Below are 16,732 nucleotides of genomic sequence, written 5' to 3'. Positions count from 1 at the left end.
GGGCTGGAAACGGAACCTCAGCCGCCGCGTCAGCTCCCGGCCCTACTTTTCCAGGTACCACCACCAACGCATGTTGTTCCTATCGATTCCCTTAAGCGATACGCCACCGCTCGCCTTATTGTCCTCGTTCAGGCCCTCGGAATTGTGATACTGATTCCTGAGGGTTACCGCTGTACCAGAACGCAGGATTTCGCCGTTGTCGTTCACTTTGCCGCTGGTGGTGATGTTGCCGCTTCCGGCGTTGAGGCTGGATCCGGTGATGGCTCCATTGCTGGCGATTCCGTAGGTGGCACCGACCTTCAGGGCGGATCCCTGGACGGTCCCACTGGTCGTCAGGTTGCCGTTGACCTCCATGTCCTTGCCCACGACAAGCTTGCTCGGCGTGTACACCGTGACGTTGTGGTAGAAGACCGACTCACCGACCGTGCCCGTCTTGAACGTCTTGTTGACCTGGACGTCGCCGTCCGCCGTCAGCTTCCCCGTTACCCCGAGGGTCCCCCCGACCGTCGCGTTGCCGGTGACGCCCAGCGTGCTCTCCGCCGTCACCGCCCCCTTCGCGGTCAGCCCTCCGCTCACCGTCAGACTCGCCAGCGTCTGGTCCGTGACACACACCACCAGGTGATCCCACCGCGTCACGAACCCCCCACCCGGCGTCGGCGTCACCGTCTTCAGCGCGAACGCCGTGTCCCGCAGCACCTTCCCCGCCGGAACCGGATACACGCTCCCGCCCGCGATCGAGGCATCCGTGACGCGCTCCCCGTCCATGTACAACTCATGGTTGTCGCCCCGCACATGGTTCCACTCCAACCGCACCGGAGCCCCGGAAGCGATCCGCGTCGCCGGCGGCCCGCCCTGCTGTGTGACCGCCACCAGCGCCCGCCCGATGCCGGGCGACGGGTCTCCCCCGCTCCGGAACGGGAACTTCGCGACCTCCAGCGTCCGCGTGTTCGGCACGTCCGGGATCGTGGAACCCGTCGTCGCCCACTCCTCGATCCCGATCCGGGCGACGCCCGTCTTGTTGCTGACCGCGATGTTCTTCAACGTGATGTACAGCCCGTCGACGGTGACCTCGCTCGCCCCTCCCCTCGGCTCCACGCTGAACCGCACCTTCGACGACTCCCCCGTCGCCTCCCCCGCTGCCGGGAACACCGCCGTCTCCGCCGTCGGCACGGCGACCAGCACATCGGGCTGCGGCCCGACGATCGTCCACCCGGATTCGGGCTCGACGTACGGCGCGATGCCCTCGCCCGTGAGCGCGAGGTCCTGGGCGAGGGAGCCGACCGGCAGCACGATGGCGATGCGGCTGCAACGGACCGTCGTGTTGCCGCTGTTGGAGATGACGAGGTCGATGGCTCCGTAGGCGAGTTCGTCCTCGTTGCCGGGGACGGCCTTGGGCGGGCTGACGGTCAGCGGGTTGGGGACGGTCGTCAGGGCGTAGCTGAGCACGCAGTCGCTCATCGGCGGTCTCCTTCGGTCTCGGTCTCATCGGCGTGGATCGGACGGAGCGTCAAGCGACCCGTGCGCAGAGTGGGGGCGGGGTGCGGGTGGTGGGCTTCGCCGTCGGAGGCGTACGTGGCAGCCGTGCTCGGCGTGCCGGTGGTCTCGTTCTGCACCCAGGTCCACGCCCCGTACCGGTCGGACGGGCGGGGCAGGACGAGCGCGGGCGGCTGCTCCCCGGTGCGTACGCCCGCCGGATCCGGTACGTACTCGCTCACCGGCAGCGGCCCCAGCCGGAAGGACACCGGGAGTTCGGCCAGCGGCGGCTCCACGAGCCGGGCCGGCAGCCGGACCTCGGCGGCCGGCAGGACGTCCGTCGTGGCGTGCACGGTGCCGCGCGGGTCGGCGAGCAGCGTCAGGAACGCGGCGTTCCGGTTGTCGGGGTCACTGCCCGGTGGCCGGGCCGGGAGGGTCAGCGAGGCGCCCGTGCCGATCGGGGCGAAGTACTCCCGTGCCTCGTCGGGGAGTTCTGCCTCGCCCAGCACCGTGTGCAGGACGCGGTAGTCCGTGTCGTGGTGCTCGCCGTGGAAGTAGCCCACGAGCCCGTCCGTCAGCTCGTTGCGTTCGCCGAGCCGGACCGGCCAGCGGTAGCCGGGGTACGCGGGGGGCTCCGGGTCGCGCAGGTTCTTCCACGACGGGTCCGGGTACGGCGGCCCGTCGAGGTCGATGTCGAAGCGTACGCGCATCAGCGCGAGCGGCCGGCCGACGAGCACGCTCGGGGTGTGCGGAGGTGCGGCGTCGCCCAGGGGCGCGGTGGTGGAGAGGGTGCGGTCGATGACGGTCAGGAGGGAGCGCAAGGCGGCCGGGCCCCGGTCCGGGGCGGTCAGCGCTGTCAGGAAGCCGTGCAGAATCGGGTAGTTGCCGTGCAGATCGTCGATCGTGCGGTACTGCGAGTACGGCAGCGCGTGCCAGGTGACCCGCGGGATCCCGCTGGGCGGAAGGGTGATGCGGAGTTCGCCCAGCGGGGCGCCGTCGGGCCCGTACGCGTACAGCGCGCGGTCGAGATAGCCGGGGACGAGCCAGGCCGATACCGGGCTCGTGTCCGGGTCGCTCGCCGTGGTGAGCGGGTTGAGGTCGTCGCGGGCGTCGAGAAGGGTGAAGCCGGCCCGGGCGGGCTGGGTCAGACGTGGTGTGAGCTGGGTGAAGCGGTACCAGGTGGGCGGGTTGATGGTCCAGTGGCCCTGGTCCGGGTCCTTGGGGTCCTTCCAGGAGGGAGTGAGTTCCTCGGGCAGCTCGGGCGCGAAACGGCGCGCGGGCACGCCGACGCCGATGACGTCACCGGGCTCGTTGCCGGGGGCGAATCGCAGGGCGACCGGGTCCGGGAAGATCGCGGGCAGTGCGTGTCCGAAGCGGTCGATGACCGCGAGCCGCGCGAAGGCGAACTGCCCGGCCCGCAGGGGCTGGTAGAGGCTGTCGTTCCAGCCGATGAACGGGCGCGGGAGGGCGCCCGGGCTTGGCGGCAGGGTGCGGCCCGACGCCTCGGTGAGCGCGGTGCGCAGGTCTTCCGGCAGCTCGGAGTGGGGGTTGAGGGTCGCGGGACCGGCGGCCCGTGCGGCGAGCTGTTCGGTGAAGCCGACGAGGGGCTGGGAGAACCAGTCGGCGTCGTCCTCGATCTGCCGGGCGAGTGCCCGCAGCGCGGCGGCTCCCGGTCCCGGGTGGGTACGGGCGTACTGCCGCAGCGCTGCGGCCACCGTTTCCGAGGGTGTCGGGGTGAGGAACTGCCGGCCGCTGAGGGTGCGGGGAACGGGGTGGGCACCGGCACCGAGCCAGTGGTAACCGGTGCCGTCGAAGGCCCAGTTGTCGCGGCCGGCTTGGCCGCCGTCCGGGTCGTCCTGCCACTCGATGGGGAAGTAGTCGACCTTCCACTCGAAGAACAGTGGCTGCCAGGGCTGCCGCCACTGCGCGGTGTACGCGCCGGGGATACCGACGGCGTTGGCGTGCGGGTCACGCATGGCGGTGGCGAGCTCCGCCACGTCTCCGGGGTGGCCGGTGACCGTCGCGAGCGTCCGGGCGTTGGACGAGGCCAGGTGGAACAGCTCGCGCAGCAGGGCCGGCAGGATGCCGGACAGGCCGTCGGGGGACGGGAGACCGGTCGGCTTGGGGGTCTGCGCTTCGGTCGCCGAGACCGGCTTGCCCGCCACCTTCACGCCGGTGACGAGCGCGTCCGGCCAGCGGCACGCCAGCGGCGGGTCCTCGTCCTGCTCGGAGTCGTCGTACGTGCCCTCGCGCACCGCGTACGGGTCGGCTTCGGTCAGCTGCTCGGGGCCCGGCGGGACAGGCCGGTCCTTCGTCCCCCGGATGACGACGACGGGGTCGTTGGGCCGGTGGAAGTCGGGCAGGACGGCGCGTTTGAGGGCGACCTCGTCCTCGGGGAGGCCGTGGTCGTGCTGGTACTTCCCGATGGCGGCGGCGAGTTGCTCCGGGGTGTCTCCCCAGGGGATCGCGGCGCGCAGCCGCTCCACCCGGTCGCGTTGGTCCTTGGCCGCCTTGGTGGCGGTCTGTACGCACTCGCCGAGGTCCTCGCGGTACTTGCCGGCCGGCTCCCCCGGCGCGTCGGGCACCTTCGGCAGGTTCGCCGCCCACCACAGGTCGTACAGCCGGCGTTGTGCGGCGATGAGGTCCTGTACGGCGGCGTCGTGCGCGGCCTGGTCCTCGTTGAGCTTGGCGAGGGCCTGGGCGTACGCGGCGCGTACGGCCCGGGGCCGGCGGCGCCTGACCTCCGGGGCGGCGGACTTCTCGGCGTCCTCCAACACCCAGGTGTATCCGCCGGGCTCGGGGGTGAACCACGAGGCGTGCACGGCGCGTTCGGCCTGGAACTGGCCGTCGGGTTCTTCGAGCAGGTCGAGGACGCCGGAGTGCGCGGCCGACAGCAGGGCGGCGAGCTCGGGCGGGGATCCGGCGCGCCGCGCCGCGTACTCCTTGATGGCCTTGGTGGCGTGCTCGGTGTTGTTGCCGACGGCGACGGTGACGTAGTCGGGCCGGTCGGAGGCGGGCATGCCGCTGCCCTGGCGCTGCCACTGCACGTCGAGGGCGGTGCCGTGGCAGACCGTACGGGCGGTTTCGGGTGCCGTGCCCTTGGTCTTCCAGTTGTGCGCGGCCAGCCGCTTGATGAGGTTCCCGGCCAGCGGGTCCTCGTCAGGGTCGCTGTACCAGCCGGCGACCAGGTAGTTCAGCTGGTAGGCGGTGTGCGGGTCGAGGTCGTCCGTGCGGTCGTGCACGGAGAACACGTCGGTGTTGTAGGGCTGGTAGGCGGCGAAGGTCGGCAGTCCGGGGCCGACCGCGGTCAGGAACAGCCCGTCGGACGTGCCGGGTTCGCTCCACGCGCCGTCGACGAGGGCGATGCGGCGGCCGATGCGGGTGAGGCTGCCGTCCTTGTCCATGTAGGTGCTGGAGCCGAGGGCCGGGTCCAGGTAGTCGCTCTCGACGATCCAGCCGGTGTCGGTGCGGGCGCCGGTCGCGGTGGCGACGGCCTGGCGGACGACGAGCCAGCGGTTGGGGACGAGCGGGAAGACGGGGACGCCGTCGCCCTCCTCGTCCACGCCGTGGGTGAGCGCTTGTGGCAACTGCCAGTGCAGATAGATGCCTTCGCGGTCGGGGTCGGCGTTGAAGGCCGTATCGGTGTTGGAGAACGCGTGTGGTTCCGGGGACAGGTTGAGCCGGGTCACGGCGTAGTTGGCCTGCCAGCGCTGGAAGACCTCGGCGTGGCGGACGCGTTCGTTGACGGTGAGGGCTTCGATGCGCATCGGCACGACGAGCGGCTGGGAGCCCGATGCTGCGGAGGGTGGCGTCACGGCGCTGTTCTGCCCTTCCTTCGGATGGTTGGCGGTCATCGGGCCGTCGCGCGGGTGATGAGCTGGCGGCGGGGCGCGTTGACGAGCTGGACGGCGAGTCCGGCGGGGCCGAAGTCGGCGGCGGCCTGCTGGCCGAGTTCGGTGAGCCTCGTGCCGAGTTTCCGCAGCAGCCCGTCCGTGGCGGCGGGGCGCAGGTCGAGGACTGCCCGGCGTCCGCCGGGGTCGGGGCGCAGGTGGGCGTCGAGCCCGGCGGGGCCGACGGGATTCGGGAACGCCTGTCCGTCGATCTGCCGGGCCACGTCGGGTGCGTCCACACGCCGCAGGTCGATCACCCTCTTCGCCTCCCGGTCGAGATCGATGCCGAAGGACAGGCCCTCGGGCGGCTCGGCCAGTTCGACCTCGTCGGGTACCTGCTCGAAGAGGACCAGGAGGACGTCCGGGCCGAGGACGTCCTGCCGCAGTACGGCGATGGGTTGACGGCCGTCGCCGTGGCCCCGGTACGGGCGGACGAGCAGCCCCGGGCACTCCCGCACGAGCGCGGACCGGATGATCACGCCCGCGCGGGGTGCGGGCCCCTCATCGCCGGTCCGTGCCCAGGGTGCGGCGATCCGGGCGAGGGCGGCGTCGCTCTCGCCGGTGATGGCGATGCCGGCCGCGCCGGAGACGAGCGCGGTGAGCCAGCCGGGGTCGACGTAGAAGACCCGCAGCGACTCGGCGGGCAGGGCGCGCTCGTCGGGCACGAGGTCGGGGAAGGGGATGTTGTGCAGGAGCCGCAGCCGTCGCAGCCACTCGCTGACCGGGGCGGCGGCGTCGGCGAGTTGGGCGGTGAGGGCGGTACGGAGCACGGCCGGGGGGTCGGCGAGCAGTGCGGCGGTCCGCGCGGACCGCCCGGCCCCGCGCCGCCCGGCGACGGGGGTGCGGTGGAAGGGCTCGGGCGGGGGTGCGTGGCGGGTCTCGGCGGGGTGGGTGCCCGCGCGCAGGAGACGAGCGGCGGCACCGGTGGCGGCGAACTCTTCGAGGAGGGTGCCGAAGGGGCGGGGGGTGAGGGCTCGGGCGCCTGCATCGTCCGCGCCCGCCGCCAGCCCCACCGCCTCCAGCCCCGCCGCCGCCAGCCGCTGCGCCAGCATCGCCGCCCGCGTACGGGCCTTCGCGTGCCACGCCGTCAGCATCGCCGCGAAGTCCGCGTCGGCGAGGGCCAGGGCGCGGCCCAGGGTCCAGGCCGCGCCCCAGCCCGCGTCGAACAGGCCCCACGCCTTCTCGTACGCCATCAGCTGCGCGGCGCTCGTCCAGCCGGCGGCGGGCGGCGTCGGCAGTGGCCGCGCGGGCTCGGCCGTGAGCGGGCCCCGGTACCACGCGTAACCGCGTTCTCCGGTCTCCAGGCCGTGGGCCAGCGGCACCCGGCCCGAGACCAGCCGGGCGCGGGCCGTGGTGTACGCGGCGGGATCGGTTCCGGCGGGCGGCGCGGCCGGTGGCGTGGGGACGCGCAGCAGCAGATCGCGTTCCTTGCCGTCCGCGTCGAAGAGGAAGTGCCGTACCCGGCCCGGGAAGCCGCCGCCGGGTGCCGGATTGCTGGTGAAGGACCAACTGTGCAGCGCGGCGAGGCGGATGCGCACGTCGGCGGTCAGCCGCCCGGCGTCGGCGTCGGCGAGGATGGAGCGGCAGCCCTCCAGGGCGACGAGGTGAGCGGCGTATCGGACCTCGCGCTCGCGGTCGGGCAGCCGGTTGGCGAGGACGACCGCGTAGGCGCCCTCGGCGAGCTGTTCGCCGCGCAGCCCGGTGTCCGTGCGTACGTCCCGGACGTGGATCAGGTGCCGCAGCTCGTCGGTGCGCGGGACGACCGTGGCGAAGATGTCGCCGGGGATCGTGACAGTGTGGCAGAGCGCGGTCGGGTCGCCCTCGATCCGGGAGGGATCGATGCGCGGGTGGCGTACCCCGGTGGCGTCGGTGAGCAGTTCCTCCGCCGTCATGGGCACGGTCAGGGCCACGGACTCGGGGTCGCCGGGCAGCTCGCCCTCCGCGAACAGCAGCAGGGCGAGCCAGGGCTCTTCCGGTGCTTCGCCGAGGGCGGCGCCGGACTCGTCCAGGCGGCGCATCCAGGGCAGGAGCGGATCGGGGAGGGTGAGGTGGGCGAGGGTCGTGGAGTAGTCGGAGCGGGCCTCGGGTGCCGGGTTGACGGCGTGTACCTGCTCGTCGGCGAGCGCGAACTGCGGGGCGCGGACCTCGAAGGTCTCCTCGACGGGCACCAGGTAGTCGCCGGTGTCCACGCCGGGCAGGGTCTGGGTGGCCCGTACCCGGTAGAGCCCCGCGTTGATGGCGGGTTCGCGGTTGTCCTGGAAGCGCAGGACGAAGCTGGGGTCGGTGGCCGGCGCGGGGGCTCGGCGCTGGTCCGTCATTGGGCGGCCCCTTCCGAGGAGGTGGCGGCGAACACGGTGTAGAGGGCGGCGGAGGCGCGGGTGCCGGGCGGCAGCTGCCAGTGCTCGGCGGTGACCGGCGCGTTGTCGTGGATCTCGACGACGGTGACGGTCGCGTCGTCGCAGGCGACGAACGCGCGGGCGGCGTCGGGTGTGTAGGTGACGGACAACGGCACGGCGTCGAGGGCGAGTGCGCCCAGCAGCCTGCCGCCGCTGACGACGGAGACGGTGGAGTCGTGGAGCACCCAGGCACGATCGCGCGGGTCGAGGGTGAGGGAGCGGGGGTCGGGGCCGATGGCTACGACGGATTCCGCGATGGTGTCCTTGGTGGAGCCCTGGCGCTCGTACAGCGTCACCACCTGCCCGCCGTCGCCGACCTTGCGCAACAGGACGCCGCGTCGGCCCGAGTTGGTGAGCAAAGCCAGCGCGGTGCCACGCGCGGAGAGGTTGTACGGCTGGTACCACGCGCCGCTGCTCGGCACCGTCACGAGTTGCACTTGCCCGTTGCTGCTCGCCTCGGCCCCGTAGACGTACACCCGGCCCGGCTCGCCGGCGGTGACGAACGTGGGCGTCGCGGGCCCGGTGACGCCGTCGCCGACCCGGTCGCCGGTCGAAGTGTCGTAGGTGAACGTCTTGCTGAGGTCGTTGGCTGTGACGTACAGGCGGCCTGCCTCGACATCGACCGAGATCCTGCCGATCTTCTGCACGTCCTGACCGACGTCGGTGCCGACCGGCCCAGCGCTCCCGGTGAGATCGACCGAAGCGGCCGTGAGGCTTGCCGGACGGGCCACGACGGCACGGGAGTTGTCGTGCTTGACCGCGAGCACCGTCGGCGGCCCGGCGAGCTGGATTCCGGTATGCGGCGGACGTACCTGCTGGGCCACGACGTCGATGACCGCGAGCTGCTTCGGGTCCGGCCCGGTCGCGTAGAGCGTCGCCCCGTCCACCGAGGTCACCGCGAGGTATGGGCCGTGCTGACCGACCGGCACCCGTCCGACGACGGCCGTCGTGTCCGGGTCCACGGACAGGATGGTCCCGGTGGTGTCGTCGAGGACGAGGACGACGGGACCGGGTGCGGGCGGTACATGGTCCTCGGTGAGCAGCAGCGGGTCCGCGTCGAGTCCGGCGGTACAGGCCTGCTCGGCGTAGTCGCCGACCGTGCCGTTGGGCAACGGGATGTCGGGGCAGAGGCCGGCGAGGACGCCGTGCATGCGGGTACGGGCCGAGCCCGCCGCGAGGCCCGCGATCTGTTCCGCGAGTACGGTCACGCCCGCGCCGAGGGGTTCGGCGAGCTCGACGGGCGAGCCGGTGGGGCCGGCGTTCGGGTCGAGCGGGAGCGTGGCGTCGGGGTGGAGCTTCTCCCAGGCGAGGTCGCGTTCGGCGATGGGGCCGAGGTCCTGGCCGTTGAGCTTGGGGGCGGGGACGGTGACGCGCAGGCCGGTGAGGTGGTCGAGCAGCGGGTCCTGGCCGAGGGTCTTGTCCTGGGGGACGTCGGGGTCGCCCCACAGTGCGAAGGGCACGTTCCCGTGCTCGGCTTCGATCTGCCACTTGTCGTCGTGCGGCAGGGACTGCCAGGAAGCGGCCTGCCGGCGGCGGGTGTCGCTGTACTCGACGGTGACGTGGAGCAGTCCGTCGATGCCCTTCTCCTTCATGGGCCGGATGTCGACGGTGTGGCTGCTCTCCGGGGCGCGCTCGTTGAACCGCACCTGTGCCGTGGGCACGACGGAGGAGACCGCGAAGGAGAATCCCGCCGGGTCGGCGAGCCACGGTTCCTCACCGGCCTTGATGCGGGCGGCCCTCAGGGCCGGGTCGGCGTCGGGGTCGGTGAGGAGTCCGGTGAGCGGGTGGGCGGTGAGCGGGGCCTCGGCCGGCAGGAGTTGAGTACGGAACTCGCCCCAGGTGAGCGCGTCCGGACCGGACAGTGGGGCACCGAACTTGACAGTGACCTTGATGAAGACGAATTTCGCGGTGACCGTGCCGCCGGTTGGCGGCCCCCACAGGTCGAGGGAGGCGCCGATCTCGCCGCTGACGGTGAACAGCAGCTTGACGCGGGCGCCGACGCGGACGGAGATCCCGACGCGGAAGTGCAGGGGCGCCCACTGGATGAGCAGGTTGGCCTGCGCGGTCAGCCATGCCTCGACGTTTCCGGCCTTGTAGCGCACGTCCAGCGATCCGCCCGCCATCACGGCGTTCGGGGTGAGCGCGAAGTAGGCGCCGCCGCTGACGGTGACGGCCGAGCCGACGGACCAGGTGAAGCCGAGGCGGGGGACGACCGGGTAGTGCGCCGGGACCGGCTTGTAGTCGGGGTGGTAGCCGCCGACGGTCAGGACGAAGTCCCCGGCGTGCGGGCTCGGCCCGAACCACGAGTAGAAGGCGAAGCCGCCGGTGAGCACGCAGGACGGGTCGATGACGTAGGAGTCCACGAGCTGCGCGGTGGCGGCGAGTTCGCCGCGCGCGGACTGGTAGACGATGCGCAGGTCGACGCCGATGCGCGCGTACTTCTTGACGCCCTTCTGCGGGAAGCTCGCGCTGGCGCGGCCGATGAGCGCGAGGGTGAGGGAGTTGCCGACTTCGAGGAGGAGCAGGACGCGTGCCTGGATGAACTCGAAGGAGGTGAAGTCGATGCCGCCGGCGAGCCAGATCTGCCCTTCGGCGGGGCTGACCCAGGGGTTGGCTCCGCCGGTGAGCCGCGGGAGCATCTCGAGCGGGCCGTCGGGCAGACCGCCGTCCAGACCCGACACCAGCGGGAACTGGGCGATCTCCGTCTGCTCGGGGACACGGACGCCGCTGTTGTAGCCGAAGCCGAGGGCGAAGCCGGTGACGCGGAACGGCGGCGGCCCGCCGAACGTCCCGGTGAGCCTGCCGAAGGCGAAGAACGACGTCATGCCGTCGCCGCGCCGCTGGTACGCGCCGAGCGCGAGCGCTCCGAACTTCGGCATCTCGACGACGAGCAGGCCCTCGATGAGGATCTTGTAATCCTCGGGCGGGGGCTGCCGGTTGACGAGAGCGCCCGCGATGTGCAGCGGATTGCGGCGCAGGTCGACGGAGAGCCCTTGGAGGCGGGGTTCGGCGCTCATGGTGTCGAGGTCGAGGGCGATCCCGAGGCCGATGACGCCCAGGGTGAACCCGGCGGCGCCCATACTGGCGTCGAACATCACCAGCACCTTGCCGGAGTCGAAGCCCGCGCCGATGCGCTGCAGGTGCAGGGGCCCGAAGGAGCGGCCGATGTCGACCCAGGCAGCGGACTCCGGGGCGCTGCCGCTGCCGTCCCGTACGGCGAGCTGCTTCTGGCCTCCGCCGCCGAAGGAAACGGCGAGGGGGACCTGAGCCTGGCCGGCGATCTCGTAGGGGAGGGTGAGTACCACGCCCTTGGGCAGTCCGGCCCCGGAGTCGGGCAGCTTGCCGCCGGTCCAGTCGATGGCGTGGAGGTCGGCGTTGACCTGCTGGACCTGGGCGGTGGTCAACGCGTTGCTCGTGGCCAGGAATTGGATGCCGGTGATGCCGACGTCCACGCTCGGCGGGATCTGGTCGCCGACGAGCGGGAGCTGGGACAGTTTGGTGGGCTTGAGGTCGGAGATCTTCGCGGCGACGAGCAGCACGAGGGCACGCGGGGTGCCGGGGACGGAGGCTACGGAGGCGACGACGATTCCGCCGCCAGCCTCGGTGGTGGCGGACAGCAGCAGCCGCCTGGCTGTCGTGTCGTAGCGGAGACCGACGGAGGTGAGGGTGGGCAGGAGCCCGGCGGGGACACCGGCGGGGATGGACAGCCCGACGGCTCCGGCGAGTTCGCGGGAGGTGATGCCGGGGGCGCCGGTCCAGTGGGCGGTGAGGGTGCGGCCGGTGGGGTCACCGGTGTAGTCAACGGCGAACTCCAGGACGCGTTCTGTTTCGTTGGCGAGGGGGACGGTCAGCCGCAGGAGCCCGGTGACCTTGGTCTGCTCGGGCGTGCGGTCGACGGTGACAGTGAGGGAGACGGGGGTCTCGTCGACGGTGAGGGTGGTGGTGCAGGCGAAAACGAAGTGACCGTGGGTGTCGAAGGCGACGGAGAGTTCTTCGATGGTCAGGTCGCGCAGGGCTTCGGGCACGTCGATGCCCAAGTGGCTCATGATGACGGCCGGTTGCAGGCCGACCGCATGTGCGGTGAAGGCCCATCCGCCGGCGGAGGACCAGGCGCCGGCGACGTCCAGCACCCCCGCGTCGAGCTGCCACCGCGCCGCGAGCCCGGCCAGAGTCATCCCGGCCTGGTGCGAGACGGTGAGCACGACCTGGCTGAGCTCGACGCCGGGGACGGGCCGCCAGACGTCGGTGAGGGCGAGGTCGAGTCCGTAGCCGCGGTTCCCCGCGTCGGAGGCGAGTTCGGCCCAGAGGGTGAGTTCGCTGACGGTGAGGGTGTCGGGGATGGGGATGCCGGGGAAGCGGTCCTGGAGGAGTTGCCCGGCATTGACAGCCCGGGCCAGGGTGCCGGCCAAGGAGCGGTCGGGGAGGCCGATTTCGATGTCGACGGCGATGCCGTCCGCGAGCTGGACCGTCCCGCCGAGCGTGGTGAGGAGCTGAGGACTGTCGAAGGGGCTGAGCACGGAGAACTCGGCGTGCAGGTTCTTCACCGTGAGCCCGTCCACCGGGCTCCACTCCCGGTCGAGGCCCACGGCCGGCTGAATCGCGAGGATGCCGCTCGCGCCAGGGGCCTGCGGGGAGCCGTGGCCCACGGTGTAGGCGACGGTGAGGGCGGTGAGCGCCAGGCCGGTACCCGGTGCGAGATCGGACGGCAAGTCGAAGCCGCCCTTGCCGAGCGCCGCGAAGGCGCTCAGGTCGTCCAGCGCCGTGATGCGTACGGGCGGGAATTCGGCACCGAGCCGCCAGATGGCGCCGTGCCCGGGCGGGTAACCCCACAGATACGGTTTGGGGTCGGCCTGGGCGCTGGGGAAGTTCAACTCGGCTCCCGCGCCCACCAGGGCCTCGGACTGCTCGTTGAGGGCTGGCTCCACACCGAGTACGAGGTGCAGGGTGCCGAGCCCGAAGCGCTCCAGCGGGACAAGGGCGTCGCGGAGTTCTTTGGGCAGGTCGTGCGCGTCGGCGGGCAGGGCGGCGTCGATCCGTACGCCGACGACGAGGCTTCGGCGGTCGTCGGCCAGGAAACGTACGGCCGTGTGCGCCTCTGTGCCGCTCGCGAGTGGCACAGCGCCGACAGCCGTGAGCCGGTCCACGTCGATCTCAGGTGTGCGCACCTGGAGTACGCCGTCGGCGAGGTGGTCGCGGAACAGCCCTTCGGCGGGCTCCAGTTGGAGGAATTCCGGTGGGACGGTGAGCTCTGGTCGGCCTACGGCGGCCCGCAGGGTTGCGCGCAGCGTGTCGACGGTCAACGCCATGGCAAGCCTCCTATTCGAACGAGATCGTGTACGCGCCGGCGTCGTCCTTGCCGTACTCGTCGCGGCCGATCCACAGGGTCCAGTCGAGACCCGTCCATTCGCCCGCGGGGCTGCCGGGGACCGATGGGTCCGGGGGGAGCGGAGCCCCGCCGAGGGTGCTGAAGACGCCCCTACCGGTCATGTCCTCGAACTTGAACTTCCAGGGAAGGGTGCCCGTGTCGTCCTGGAAACCGAAGCCCCAGTGACCGATCCGCGGCTTCTTCCGGGTGACCTTGGGGTCCGGGATGTTGTGCGCGTCGCGGACGTCTTCCCAGTCGGTCAGCATGCGCTGGTGGAAATCGGTGTCGGTGCAGGTGGCCGTCTTGCCGCCGAAGAGAAGGGGTCCGGTACTGACGAACAGGGCGTCAGGGGTGGTGTACTCCAGCCACTGCCTGCAGGTCGAGGTCTTGCTGCCGTGGTGGCCGACCTTGAGCCAGAGGTTCTTCTCCCGTTTGAGGGAGGGATCAGTGGAGTCGAGCGTGATGAGGGCCTTCTCGTTCTGCACCAGGGCGTCGGCCATCAGCAGCGCCTTCTGGCGCTTGCCGGTGCCGTCGTCCTCGCCGACGACCAGGAAGATGAGGCTGCACAGGTTGGCGAGGCGTTCTTTCTCGGCGCTTGAGTAGCCGGGATGCGCGAACGCCCCGCCGTTCACCAGGTAGAGGTTCGCATCGGCGGAGGGGTGTCCGGTGAAGACCTTCTCCGGGAAACCCTCGTCCGGCTTCAGCTTCACCTCGGGCACATGTCCACCGGAGGCCACCAGCGCTGCCGGGTTGGTCAGCAGGGTTTTGACGAAGGTCTTGCTGCGCTCCTTGTAGTCGTCGGGCCCCATCGAGTACCAGACGTTGTTGAGCGTGCAGCGGAGCTTCCCGGTCGCGGGGTCGCACAGGACGTCTTCGAAGAGGTTGAAGTGGTCTTCGTCCGGGTGGCTGATCAGCAGGTAGTCGAGGACGCCGGGGTTCACGAGGTCCCGCAGGTGGTCGTCGATCCGCTTCCGGAGGTGGGCGATCAAGCGCTGCTTGGCCGTGCCTGCGGCAGGCGCCCCCGCCTGCGACCGTGGCGCCACCTCTCCCCCGGGTTTGGACCCGCAGTCCAGCAGCACCGCCGCGTGCGCCTTGGTCGCCCCCGGTTGGTAGAACGTGATGAGCGTGCAGTCACCCTGCCCCACATTGAAGAACACCACCTTGACCGGCATGTCGTCATCCCCTCGATGGCGTCGGTCCGTCACGGACCGCGCATCGCCGGACGACAGTCCGCAAGCGCGCGGTCGCCGGGCCATTCCACCGCACACGGAGAGGACTTATCCCCAAGAATCTCCGCCAATGGCGTGTTCTGGAGCCAATCTGGCTAGATGCCCGTCGATCCGTCCCTACGTCCGATTCCGACACCTCGTCAACTACCTTGTTACGCAAGCGCGTTGTAAGGGCGCGCTCGGCAACCGTTGGCCTCAGTGACCAGAACAGGCCCCATCCTCACCCACGGCCGCCAGAATGAGCTCTCGCAGCGCCCTGTAGAACACCTCGTGGTCGACAACGGCGTCCAGGCATGTTTACGCGGCCGACGTCAGCCGACGGCTCTCACACCAGGACTGACAGCGACAGAAAGGACATACAGGATGGGCGTTTACGTGTGTCAGAGGATGGCTGGAGTGCGACGAGACACAACTCGCCAGCATCCAGGAGATCATCTCGTCCCACGCGGACGATCACTACTCCGGCGGATGGAGCACACCTCGGCAGCAGGTCAACTGGACCCACTACATCTTCTACGGCGCCGACATCCGCGCATCGGCCCTGGACTGGTTCACGAACCAGCTCCAGGAGATCGCCCGGGTCGCAGCCTCCGACGACGGAGACCGCATCCGAGGCCTGTTCCTTGCCAGCCACGAAGTCGACGGGACGACAGAGTGGCAGGTCCGCGAAGGCCAGCTCGTCATCTCGCCCGCCGACACCAGACACCAGTACCTCGATGAATAGCCTCACCCATTCCGAGGGTTCCAATACTCGACTCCACCATTACACCCCGGCCGCCGGTCGATCCACCTGGCCGACGCCGCCCTCAACCGCTACCTCGCCGAAGGCCGCCTGTACCTCGCCGAGGGCCGCCAGGAACCCGCTGGTCCCAATCTGGTCCCGGAGACCGCGCCCGTGCGGCACCTGCGGCTCGTCCGGTGATCACATGAAAGAAGCCTCTGACCTGCGGTTTCCCGCCAATCAGAGACTTCTTTCGTACCGTCGGGACGGCGGGATTTGAACCCGCGACCCCTTGCCCCAGTCAAGTTGACACTTGATCAGATGCGGACAATATCCGCCAAATAGGGGTTCTCGACGTGGGGCATAAGGGGCATCGTTCGATGGTGTGCGGGTCGCGTGGTCCCAAACTGGTCCCAAGCCCAAGTCAAGGCGGGGGTGCCGCCCCAGCCGTCGCTGCTCACGCCAGGTGCCTCAGGAAGAGGTCAATGCCGAAGAATCATCTCATACGACCCTCCGTCCCTTAATGTCCTCGTGGTGTCGTTGTCCGTCGGAGTCGCATGGCGGCATCAGCTGGGCGCGGTCCGCACCGAGCTCAAAGAGGCGTTCCGGCAGGGCGCCCTACCCAGTCCAGCCAGTGAGGCAGAGCGAGCGTGGTCAGGAGCTGGTCGCGTGTGGGTGGTCATGGGATGTCATGGCGGCCGGCCTCGGCCTGGCCCTGCAGGCGGCGGACGATCTGCCACCACTGCCTCGCCCCCCGGGAGTACCAGTGGTCTTCGCCGATCGGCCGCCAATCGGCGAGTTCGCTCAGCTGGGAAATGATCGTCTCCAAGTCGGCCCGGCCGTATCCGGCTCGCTTCGGGTCGAGCCGCTGGGCGATGTCGTGGAGCTGGTGAGCTGCGCGGTAGTAGGAAAGCTGGGTATCGGTGAGCCGACGCGCCGCGTAGCCGCCGCACTTGCTGCACCAGTCGAAATCGTCCCGGGCAAGCAGGTCCCCTACGGTCAGCAAGTCGTCATCGTCGATGACGCCGCGCTCCCGGGAGTGCCTGCACAGCGGCGAGTGCCCCTTGCCCTCGATTCGCGGATCGGCGTTGGTGGTGTAGATCTGCACGTCGGCAAGCACGCCCAGCGGAATTCCGCTGCCTTCTCGCCACCGGTCGCTGGTGGGCGGTTCGAACGGCTCGAGGTCCAGGCGCCTGCTGGTGAGCAAGCCCTGCCACACATCGTGGGGCACTCCGCGCCGACGGCTCCCGCTGTCGAGGGTCCGGAGATCATGAACGCTCCGGGCCATGGCGAGACAGCGGAGGTTACGTTCGATGTCTTGATCCCTGAAGGTCAGCCACGCAGTCGTCCGCGCTCCATCGGCGAGGCCCAGCCAGTCCCCGAAGCGCGGGTCATGCACGTCGTGGACTTGCTCGGGCCAGATACTCTCCTGTCCTTCCGGCCTCCGGCCGATCTCACCGACCCATGGCTCGATCACACTCGAGGGAAGATCCGAGGCACCGGCGATGACGACGCCGTGCCAGCCGCTTGCCAGCCGCTTCTCGATGGCTGCCAGCGGCAGCACCTTGGCCCCATTGCTCGTCGAGAAGACGATGTAGAGCTGGTCGGCGTCGGGCGAGACAGTACCCAAGGCGCGGAAGTGATCGGCCATGACCGGA

6 protein-coding genes are annotated in these 16,732 nt (G+C 70.6%); all 6 read right to left on the bottom strand.

The features are described 5' to 3' along the window. Positions 1-42: 42 nt before the first annotated feature. Entirely contained in the window at positions 43-1,458 is a 1,416-nt protein-coding gene (locus tag RM609_RS09055; RefSeq protein ID WP_311609419.1) for a hypothetical protein, read from the bottom strand. Continuing rightward, on the bottom strand, positions 1,455-5,327 hold the full coding sequence (locus RM609_RS09050) for a hypothetical protein (RefSeq protein ID WP_311609418.1): 3,873 nt from the start codon (positions 5,325-5,327) through the stop codon (positions 1,455-1,457). The genes RM609_RS09055 and RM609_RS09050 overlap by 4 nt, the downstream gene beginning before the upstream one ends. Next, complete coding sequence (locus tag RM609_RS09045; RefSeq protein WP_311609416.1) at positions 5,324-7,681, bottom strand: hypothetical protein; 2,358 nt, start codon at positions 7,679-7,681, stop codon at positions 5,324-5,326. The genes RM609_RS09050 and RM609_RS09045 overlap by 4 nt, the downstream gene beginning before the upstream one ends. Beyond that, on the bottom strand, positions 7,678-13,065 hold the full coding sequence (locus tag RM609_RS09040; protein WP_311609415.1) for a DUF6603 domain-containing protein: 5,388 nt from the start codon (positions 13,063-13,065) through the stop codon (positions 7,678-7,680). The genes RM609_RS09045 and RM609_RS09040 overlap by 4 nt, the downstream gene beginning before the upstream one ends. A gap of 10 nt (positions 13,066-13,075) precedes the next feature. After that, positions 13,076-14,296: a ComEC/Rec2 family competence protein gene (locus RM609_RS09035; protein ID WP_311609414.1), complete on the bottom strand. Its 1,221-nt coding sequence runs from the start codon at positions 14,294-14,296 to the stop codon at positions 13,076-13,078. A 1,457-nt stretch (positions 14,297-15,753) separates the two neighbouring features. Then, positions 15,754-16,725, bottom strand: a complete 972-nt coding sequence (locus RM609_RS09030) for a hypothetical protein (protein ID WP_311609412.1) — start codon at positions 16,723-16,725, stop codon at positions 15,754-15,756. Positions 16,726-16,732: the final 7 nt, after the last annotated feature.

The organism is Streptomyces hesseae (genome assembly GCF_031845785.1).
Classification (GTDB): Bacteria; Actinomycetota; Actinomycetes; order Streptomycetales; family Streptomycetaceae; genus Streptomyces; species Streptomyces hesseae.
The sequence above is the reverse complement of the archived record's forward strand: the minus strand, read 5'-3'. Positions and strand labels throughout refer to the sequence as shown.